This is a genomic window from Rhizobium lentis, assembly GCF_014200175.1.
Classification (GTDB): Bacteria; Pseudomonadota; Alphaproteobacteria; order Rhizobiales; family Rhizobiaceae; genus Rhizobium; species Rhizobium mulingense.
Genome location: NZ_JACHBD010000027.1, coordinates 24,922 through 33,877, shown reverse-complemented (window position 1 = coordinate 33,877; position 8,956 = coordinate 24,922). Strand labels below are relative to the sequence as shown.

Below are 8,956 nucleotides of genomic sequence, written 5' to 3'. Positions count from 1 at the left end.
CGGCCGGCGGACGGACTTCATGAACGATCCGGAAGTCATTGCCAAACGGCAGAAGGCGCTGGCGCGGATGGAGGCTGCGGAATGAATGGTGTCGGTATAGTCTCAAAGCTAAAGCCGAAGGGCGCCTCTCACCCGCCCCCTCCCTACCCTTGCAACCCGGCCCAGCCGGTTCGGTCGGGGGCTGAGCGCCAGTGCCAGTGTCGCGTTTCTAACTGGCTGGCGGCGCCGCACCTCTAACCAGCTTTGACACGTACTGTAGCGGGGTACATTCTATTTCCAAGTGCGACATGCCAGAAAAACAACGGCTTCCCCTTTGAAGGTTTTGGAATGTCCCGATGCTATTTGAAACTGACCAGAAGGCGGACCTGTGTGCAGCGGAAAACCGCCGGAGGAACCGGACGACCCTGGACCGTCGGGCGCTTAGCGTGCAGGCGCGTCCACGGGCGGGAACCTATTGATCTGGTAGTCGTCGAGAAAGCCGCTCGGCAGCGGGTCGATCAATTCGCAATCCGACAGTCGAGATGGCGAGCCCGCCAGCCGTCGGCAAATATCGAACCCGGAACGAAACCTCGCTCGCTGCCGGCGTCCTCCAGTTCGTCTCCGTGACCTACAGCCTTGGCCAGTTCATTTGTAGTGGTCACGGATGACCGGGAGCAACCAGCGCCTACTGAATGGTCTTCGACTTCTCACGGCGTAGACTGCTTAGGCGCTTACCGATTTGCCAGTGCCTTTACGCAGCGCGCGCTGGCGAGGCCGGAGCGGTATGGCTGGTCGGTCCTGCAAACGAAATCGCAGGCCGCCCGCCGGCTTGCACCTTAAATCGTGAAATCAACCGGGATAGAGAAACGACTTCGTCTGCCAACCGGTTAGTGCTTGCGGTGGCCTCCTCCACCATGGCCGCGTTTTGCTGCGTGACCTGATCCATCTGATTGATGGCCGTATTGACTTCTGAGAGACCAGTCGTTTGTTCTCTTGCCGCAGTGGCGATCGACTGAACGTGTTCGTTTATCTTGGAAACCTGACCTTGGATCAGGTTCAGTGCTTCGCCGGTGGCGGTCACAAGTCTCACACCAGTCTGCACTTCGCTGCCAGAACGGGTAATCAGATCCTTGATGTCCTTAGCGGCGCGGGCGGAACGCTGCGCAAGCTCGCGGACCTCCTGGGCGACGACCGCAAACCCCTTGCCGGCCTCCCCGGCGCGCGCTGCCTCGACGCCGGCGTTCAGCGCAAGCAGGTTCGTTTGAAACGCAATCTCGTCGATGACATTGATGATCTGGCTGATCTCGCCAGAGGCCCTTTCGATACGTCCCATGGCCGCCACGGCATCGGTGACCACCGCGCTCGATTGATCCGTGCTTCTGCGCGCCTCGTCAACCATGTGACTGGCTTCGGCCGCGCGGTCTGTGGAACTCTTCACCGCCGATGTGATCTCCTCCAGACTTGCGGCGGTTTCCTCCAATGCGGCCGCCTGCTGTTCGGTACGTTTGGACAGGTCGCCGGACGCATTGCTGAGCTCGCCAGTGCCGGAGTTGATCGCGTCGATCGCCGCGCGGACTTCTGCCATCACGGTTCTCAAACCGTCCATCGTTGCATTCACATCGCGCTTGAGTTCTCCGAATGAACCTTGGAATGCGCCTCGCATCTCATCGGTGAGGTCACCATGCGCCAATGCCGCGATGACACGCTGCACCTCACTAACGCCGCTGTGCACGGAGGTTACGAGCTCGTTGACGCTTCCCGCGAAACGATCGAGATCAGGATTGTCATAGGTTTTCTCAATTCGCCGGGTAAAGTCTCCGGCAACAGCCGCAGCGACGACGGTCGAAATATTTGACGACAGATCCGCGCTCTTTTCGTGCAGGGCACGTTCCTGGGCATTGAGGTGGTGCATCCGAATGCCGTTTTGCTTAAACACGTTCACAGCGGCCGCCATTTCGCCGATCTCGTCGGTCCGACTTGCGCACGGCACTGCGGTTTCGAGGTTACCGTCGGCAAGCTGTCTCATGCTCGCTGTCAACTGGCCGATTGGGCGAGCGATCGCCTTTGAACCGAAAATCGCCGAAGCGACGAGCGTCGCTACAACGAGAAACCCCATTCCAAGGCTGAGTTGCAGAGCCAGGGCCGATGCCGACGCCATCTGCACTCCCGCTTCGTCCGCTTTGCTTTTCGTCGCATTCACGCACTCATCGAGCAGCGCGCCAATTTGGTCGGCAATATCCAGGAGCTTGCCTTGTGCAGCTTTTTCCTCAGCAGAGGCTTCGACACCATTGGCAGCGTTGCCTAATCTAACGTCGATTCTGCGTGAAAGAACTTCGTATTCGGTCATCCACTGGCCCGTCAGCTCGGCAACTTTTGCTATCCGGTCTTTGTTGGACTGAAGTGTCACATGAGCGCTTGCGCTTGCCAGGTATTTTGTCACCGATTCATGCCGTTTGGCCACATAGTCGCGCGCTTTCGTTACGTCGGTCGAAGTCTCCGCGAGGCGCAATTCCAACATTCCCATCACCATGCCGCGCAGCGATGCTTTCGCGTCCACCAGATCCCGGGAAATCACCAGCTGCATTCGACCGAATTCGGAGCTTCTTCCCACCGAAGCGCCGCCAATCCAGACCGCCGCTAGCAAGGTGAAAACCATGAAGATGCCAACCGCTGACATGGCGGTCAGTTTAGCACTGATGCGGGTGAAAAATTTGGATGGCATCGTCTCACTCCCGTCGCACGGGCCGCCAGGCTCCGGTCGACGCAATCGGTCAACAAGCTGGACAATCGTGTTCCAGCGGCATATGCATGCGGATCTCAAACATTGCTACACACACTCCGCGACGAGGTGATTGATTAGAATTATGACAGAGTGCTTAAGTTTCCGTTGAGGCTATCGGCGCAATCCAAGGACAGTGCGCACTTCGACACGACGCCGCCTCCCGCGCTTGCCGGCGACTTTGCCATACGTTCGGCAGACCCCCTCGGGAGCGCCGCGTGCCCTACGCCGGGAAGACAGAACAACCATCTCCACAGCATGCCCCATGGGCAGTTCGCTGCCAAATATCCCTACCATTGGCGACAATGACATAGCGACCGTTGTGTGGCACTGTCAGCGCGGGTCCGTGGTGGAAGTCTCGGTCGCCGTTGCCTTCCGCCGCACATGTCACTCGCCTAATCTGCGATCTTCTGCCAAACGGAGACATGTCGATCGCTGACTTTTGTGAACGGCTCCTTTTTCCATCCGCCCCATCGATCGTTGAGTTTCAAGCCGGCCAGCCGCGCCATAAGATCGAATTCCGCTGGCCAAGCATATCGAAACGGGACCGAGAAATGTCCATAGTTTCCATCCCGGAACCAGATGTGATGTGACGAGAAGTTCTGGTTTACCACGTCGTATTCGTCGACGCCCCAATGCGTCTCGGTGCGGTCGAACGCCAGGAGCGTCTCGCCGAGCGGAAGTCGCTGAAGCGGCGGTACGCCAACCTCGATCAGGAAGTGCCCACCAGTTTCCAGATGCGCGGCCGCATTTCTAAAGCAAGCGACCTGGGCTTCCTGCGACGTCAGGTTGTTGATCGTGTTGAAAACCAGATAAACGAGGGAAAAGCGCCGCTCGACACGGGTGGTGGCCATGTCGCCGATCACCACCGCAATTTCCGCGCCGCCCTCTTTGGCGCGAAGGCGAGACACCATCGCTCTCGAAAGCTCGATGCCTTCCACCTGTACCCCTCTCCGCGCGAGAGGAAGCGCCAGGCGGCCAGTGCCGATCGCGAACTCCAGGACGCGCCCGCCTCCTGCGAACTCGGCGAGGATATCGACCGCCGGATCAACTAGTTCCGGAGCTGAGATGCCGCCATCGTCGTCGTAGGTTGCTGCAACCTCTTCGTCAAAAAGCCCGTCGTCGTGCATCTTGCTTACCTCTCTTATAATGCGGTTGCTTGAGGACCGGTATCGCCATCACCTTGCCCGCCGCTTCGCGGACATCGCATCAATTGGCGCTTGCGACCGCGCCACCTCGCGGATCTCATGGCGCGCGACGCCTATGTCTGCCAGATCACGGTCCGATAGCCACTGTAGGGCCTGTTCCGTTTCGCGCCGTTGCCACCAGCCAAGGACGACGGGCGCTCCAAACCGCAAAGCTGCCAGCTTCGTCAGCAAGCTTGGAGCAAAGCGATCCGAAATTTCAGTTTGTCGGAGCTCGAATGTCATAACTTACGTCCAAGTTGTTCTGCGGTGATATCAATCTAGTGAAATGCCATCCGACGTGTTATCGGCAGTCTGTCAAATTATGTCTGTGAGACGCCATGATTGCCCGCGACAACGTCACTAACGTCTATCTGCCGGAAGACGAATTTGGAGATTATCCGCACACCGCTGTCGCTCAGGGTGGAGCAGAGCCAGCCGGGCGAACCTACTCCTTCCACGTGCACCACCGCGCGCAGCTTTTCCAGATCGTGCGTGGTTCGCTAAGGCTGGAGACCGAGCGGGGCTACTTCATCGTTCCGCCTGAACGCGCCGTATTCGTGCCGTCCGGCGTCCTCCATGAAGTGACATACCTGCAGGAGACGGAGCGCAGCTACCTTTTCTTTCGCCCCGACGGGGTCGTGAACCTGCCCTCCCGGGTCTCCGTGATCGGTACGACACCGCTCCTCCGCGAACTGATCCTGGCGTTCCTGGAGATACCGCGTGCGGACGCCGGCAGTGCCCGTGCCGAACGCCTTGTCGCGGTCATTCTCGACCAGCTTGAGACGAGCCCAGCCGCGCCGCTGTCCCTTCCCTCGCCGGGATCCGAACGCCTCCGGAGCATCGCTTCAGACATCCGGAATGAACCGGGTGCCGATTGGCCGCTCGATGAACTTGCGTCACGTGCGGCCATGTCCCCCCGCAGCTTCCAGCGCCATTTCCAATTTGAGACAGGCATGAGTTTCCGCGCCTGGCGTCAGCAGGCGAAACTCCTCAAAGCAGTGGAGTGGCTCGCCGTCGGCCGAAGCGTCGGCGATATCGCCTTCTCGCTCGGCTACTCGAGCCCCAGCGCCTTCATTGCGGTGTTCAGGACGGCCTTCGGTGTCTCCCCAGGGCAATATTTCCAGCTGGAAGCAAGGGAGACTTGCTCTTGATCAGCCCGGTTGGCTACGTGCGCCTTGGCGGGGCGCAAGCTGGGGGATGGGATAAGCTACATCTAATAGTCAACATATGTTATAATCAATTAGGAGTTGTGGATCACAATCAGGTCCGTACGACGCGCAGAATTGTCTGCGCGTACAGCGTTCGCTCCGAAAGCCTCGAAGCCCACAAAGTGCTGATATGGCCGTTACCGCATCAACTTCAGAGCAATTCGATTTTGCACTCGCCCTGATCAAGTCATCCGACACCCCTCTGTTGGTGCTCGACAAGGACCTTGTGATCCTTGCTGGAAGCAGTTCATTCTGCAGCGCGTTTCAGATCGATCCGACAGCCGTAAAGGGCAATTCCATGTCGGTTCTGGGTTCCGGCGCGGCGGCATAAAGGGCCGGGTCATCGGCGTTGCTGCCTGGCTTAAGCCTCCTCCGAGACTTGCTGGACGGCGTGTCGTGGCTGCGACTCTTTGCCAAAGCAACGGCGTCCGGTATAACTCAAGATGAGGCCTTTCAGCCTTGCAGGCCCTGAAAGGATCAGGCCCATCACATGATCATGAAACTGTTTGCCAATTCCCGAGAGCGCTTTCTCGAAGCAATCCTGCAGAGCGCGATCGAGTATGCGATCATCTCCACGGATCTCGATGGCCTGGTGACTACGTGGAATGAGGGCGCGCGACGAATCTTTGGATGGGACGAGGCTGAGATGATCGGCAAGGCCGCAGCCGTAATATTCACCCAGGAAGACCTGCAGGCGGGAATTCTCCAACGGGAGATGACCGCCGCTTTAGCGGAAGGCCATGGCAACGATGAGCGCTGGCACGTTCGCAAAGACGGCTCGTTGTTCTGGGCCTCGGGCCAGATGATGGCATTGACGTCCGACGATGGCAAAGTCGAGGGCTTCGTAAAGATCCTCAGGGACCAGACCGAGCAGAGAGAAAATGAGGAGCGACAGCGGGTTCTCATGCACGAACTCTCTCACCGCATCAAGAATACGCTGGCCGTCATTCAGGCTATTACCAGTCAATCCTTCCGAAACGCCAGCTCTATAGAAGATGCAGAACAGGCGATCTCGGCCCGGATCAATGCCTATTCGAAAGCACACGACATTTTGCTGCAGCAGAATTGGCTGGGCACTACCATGGCGACGATTGTCGAGGCGACCGCGATTAATCTTGGACTTGAGACGTCGGGACGTTTCAAAGCAAGCGGTCCTGCAGTTGAATTGGGCCCGCAGGCCGCCCTTTGTTTCTCCCTCGTGCTTCACGAACTCGTTACCAACGCCAATAAGTATGGTTCGCTGTCGGTCGATCCAGGGTCTGTCGAAATCGAATGGTCCGTGCGCGACGAGGCCGGCGACAAGCGCCTGAGCTTCATTTGGCAAGAGGTTGGAGGTCCGGTGGTGGAACCTCCGTACAAGAAGGGGTTTGGCACTCGGCTCGTTAGCTCCAGCTTGTCCGCTTTCGGAGAGGTATCTCTTGATTTCGCACCGACCGGGCTCATCCTCAGGCTGGATGCATCGCTTCAGAAGCTGCAATACAAGAACTATTCCGACGCGGAGGAATAATTTGATTGCAAAGCTGGGAGGCCCTGGACCAAGCAGAAGCCGCCGGAATGCCGATGGTCCCGATCCAACGTGAAGAAACACCCGAATGATGAAGAGGTCCCGGGTTGCTCCGCACAGTCGGATCAATCGAGCAGAGCGACAAGCGGATTGGGTTATTTGGTCTGGCCGCCGTTACCCCGCGGCCGCCTGACGCCAGGCAGAAATGGGCATTTTCTTTGCCACGCCTTTTTCGATGGTGAGCACGCTGTCGAAGAAATCAACGCCGCTTCCTGATCGGATGGGTGAAACGTCATGCATGATGGCGATCACAGTCACCTCCGGACAATGATCCATGATCGCCTGGTGAAATGCATGAACTGCTTGAGTGTCAAGGGCGCTCGTGGCCTCGTCGAGAAAGATGAGGCCAGGCCGTAATAAAAGGATCCTGGCAAGAACGAGCTTCTGCTTTTGGCCTCCCGACAGCAGCTGATCCCAGCTCTGGCCGTTGCGGCCTTCGTTGGGGAGCTCATCGATGAATTCGCCGAGTCCCGCCTCGTGCAACGCCACCGCGACGTGCGTCTCCTGATAATCGCTCGCCGGGTCTGGAAGGCAAGCGAGCTCCTTCAAGGACACGGCCTGAAGCTTGACGTCCTGGGCGGCATACAGGATTCGGGCGTGTCTTGGCGTTGCGACAGTACCGCGGCCGTGCGCCCAAAGACCGTTTATCGCCTTTATAAGCGAGGTCTTCCCGCTCCCTGACTCGCCGACGACCAAGGTCCATTCGCGGGGCAGGAACTGAAGTCTGTCGGCGATCAGAAATGGGAGCTCGGTGCCCGCATGATGCAGGCCAATTTGCTGGAGAGTCAGGCCGAGCGCCGGGTCCTGCTCGGTATATTGGAATTCGTAAAGGCCTGTTTGGGCATAAAACTCCTCGGGTCGCTGAACGGTTTCGATCGCGTTCGCGAGATCGGTCATTCGCCGGGCGTTAGCCTTCAACGTCGCAATATCGGGCATGACGTGTATGAACCACGAGCATTCGTTGATCAGGGCAGTCGCCAGTTCGGCACCGGTTACGTAGTGCTGCAGGCTGACCTTGTTGTCCATGTAGGGGAGCAGGCCGGGTGCATAGGCGACAATCCGCGAGCCAATGAAATTATGGACCAGTTCGAACCCCATGTAGCCGGCAGTCACCCGATTTAGGCTGGCCCAAGTTTGATCGATGTCGAGATACCGGCGCTTGTTGACGACGTTCTGGGCTCTTTCTCCATGGAGGACGGCAACATGGAAGCTGCGGTGCAGGAGAGCGTTCAGTTCCGTGCGGTAGCTTCCCTCCGCCCATTGCATGCGTACCGACAGGCGCTGGAGAACGCCGCCGAGCTTGGCGGCAATAACGGTGTTGAGCGGTACATAAATCGCGACCGCCATGAAGGCCAAACAGGCGCTTCCATAGCTGCCGAGGAACTCAAGCCCCCCGACTTCGCTCGACATCTCAACAAGTTTACTGCCGACGAAGCCAAGGGACAGCACGACTCCCGCAATGCCCATCGCCAGCCCGATAGCACCGCCAGTCAAGCCTTTGATAGACTCCTGGACGCGCTGATCGATATTGTCCGGCGCCGGGACAGCGGACCCGGACGCATCGGAGCCCATTTGCAGAAGATGGAAATGCGTATGATTGCTGTCGAGCAGGGCTTCGTTAAAGCGTCGGTCGAGCCACGCGCGCCATTTGCGGTGAAGCGTGGTCGAGAAGAAATGGCGGACAGCGGTGAAACACACGTCCCTCATGATCGCGATCGTGGCAAGCGTTGCCGCTGTTTTCAACAGTTCCATGGGCGTCGTGGGCGTGGATGGATGGTGGAAGTAGGCGATCCGATTGATCAACTCGCCCGAGGTGATAGCGAACCAGACGCTGGCCTGGGCGGACAATGCCGTGAGGACAAGAATGGCGGATGTCAGCCCCCAGGCCTCGCGCCAGCTTTCGGAAAGCCAGTAGGCGCGCATTAGGCCCCAGAAGCTGCACATCGCGGAAACAGGACTTGTATGACTCCGTGCTTTGCGGGTGAGCATCCGCTCGACAAATGCGCCTATCTGCCAATCACGACTTCGCATGGCGGCTACACTCTCCATACCGGTAAGAGCAGAGTTTTGGAGCATGGGTCGGGGTTGTCAACTCAACACAGCTGAGGCGAGAGGCAATCGCTGCATGGCTGCGATCCGGCGGCAGATGCACCTTCCTCCGGACGGATGGTGACCGGACCCGCCACAAACTCGGCGCGGGAGAATCTTAGCAGTTGGCGGCTCCGGCGTTCTGATCGGC

Annotated in this window: 7 protein-coding genes; 3 read left to right on the top strand and 4 right to left on the bottom strand. The window is 58.6% G+C overall.

Features of this window, described 5'->3' with window-relative positions:
* Positions 1 to 730: 730 nt before the first annotated feature.
* The 3 genes from GGI60_RS30915 to GGI60_RS30905 all read right to left on the bottom strand — a co-directional run bounded on the left by GGI60_RS30915 (position 731) and on the right by GGI60_RS30905 (position 4,188).
* Positions 731 to 2,701, bottom strand: coding sequence for a methyl-accepting chemotaxis protein (locus tag GGI60_RS30915; RefSeq protein WP_183920239.1), 1,971 nt, complete (start codon positions 2,699 to 2,701; stop codon positions 731 to 733).
* 452 nt (positions 2,702 to 3,153) lie between these two features.
* Positions 3,154 to 3,888, bottom strand: coding sequence for a class I SAM-dependent methyltransferase (locus tag GGI60_RS30910; RefSeq protein ID WP_183920237.1), 735 nt, complete (start codon positions 3,886 to 3,888; stop codon positions 3,154 to 3,156).
* Between the two features lie 48 nt (positions 3,889 to 3,936).
* Positions 3,937 to 4,188 carry a DUF1127 domain-containing protein gene (locus GGI60_RS30905; RefSeq protein ID WP_183920236.1) on the bottom strand — a complete coding sequence of 84 codons (252 nt, stop codon included), beginning with the start codon at positions 4,186 to 4,188 and terminating at the stop codon, positions 3,937 to 3,939.
* A 95-nt stretch (positions 4,189 to 4,283) separates the two neighbouring features.
* On the opposite strand from GGI60_RS30905, the gene GGI60_RS30900 reads away from it, so the two are divergent.
* The 3 genes from GGI60_RS30900 (at position 4,284) to GGI60_RS30890 (ending at position 6,660) form a co-directional block, all read left to right on the top strand.
* Positions 4,284 to 5,096, top strand: a complete 813-nt coding sequence (locus tag GGI60_RS30900) for a helix-turn-helix transcriptional regulator (RefSeq protein ID WP_183920234.1) — start codon at positions 4,284 to 4,286, stop codon at positions 5,094 to 5,096.
* A gap of 187 nt (positions 5,097 to 5,283) precedes the next feature.
* Positions 5,284 to 5,484, top strand: a complete 201-nt coding sequence (locus GGI60_RS30895) for a hypothetical protein (RefSeq protein WP_183920232.1) — start codon at positions 5,284 to 5,286, stop codon at positions 5,482 to 5,484.
* A 159-nt stretch (positions 5,485 to 5,643) separates the two neighbouring features.
* The gene (locus tag GGI60_RS30890) at positions 5,644 to 6,660 is read left to right on the top strand and encodes a sensor histidine kinase (RefSeq protein ID WP_183920230.1); all 1,017 of its coding nucleotides are present in this window, start codon (positions 5,644 to 5,646) and stop codon (positions 6,658 to 6,660) included.
* A 171-nt stretch (positions 6,661 to 6,831) separates the two neighbouring features.
* Here GGI60_RS30890 and GGI60_RS30885 read toward each other — a convergent pair whose 3' ends face one another.
* On the bottom strand, positions 6,832 to 8,748 hold the full coding sequence (locus GGI60_RS30885; protein ID WP_246720541.1) for an ABC transporter ATP-binding protein/permease: 1,917 nt from the start codon (positions 8,746 to 8,748) through the stop codon (positions 6,832 to 6,834).
* Between the last annotated feature and the right edge of the window lie 208 nt (positions 8,749 to 8,956).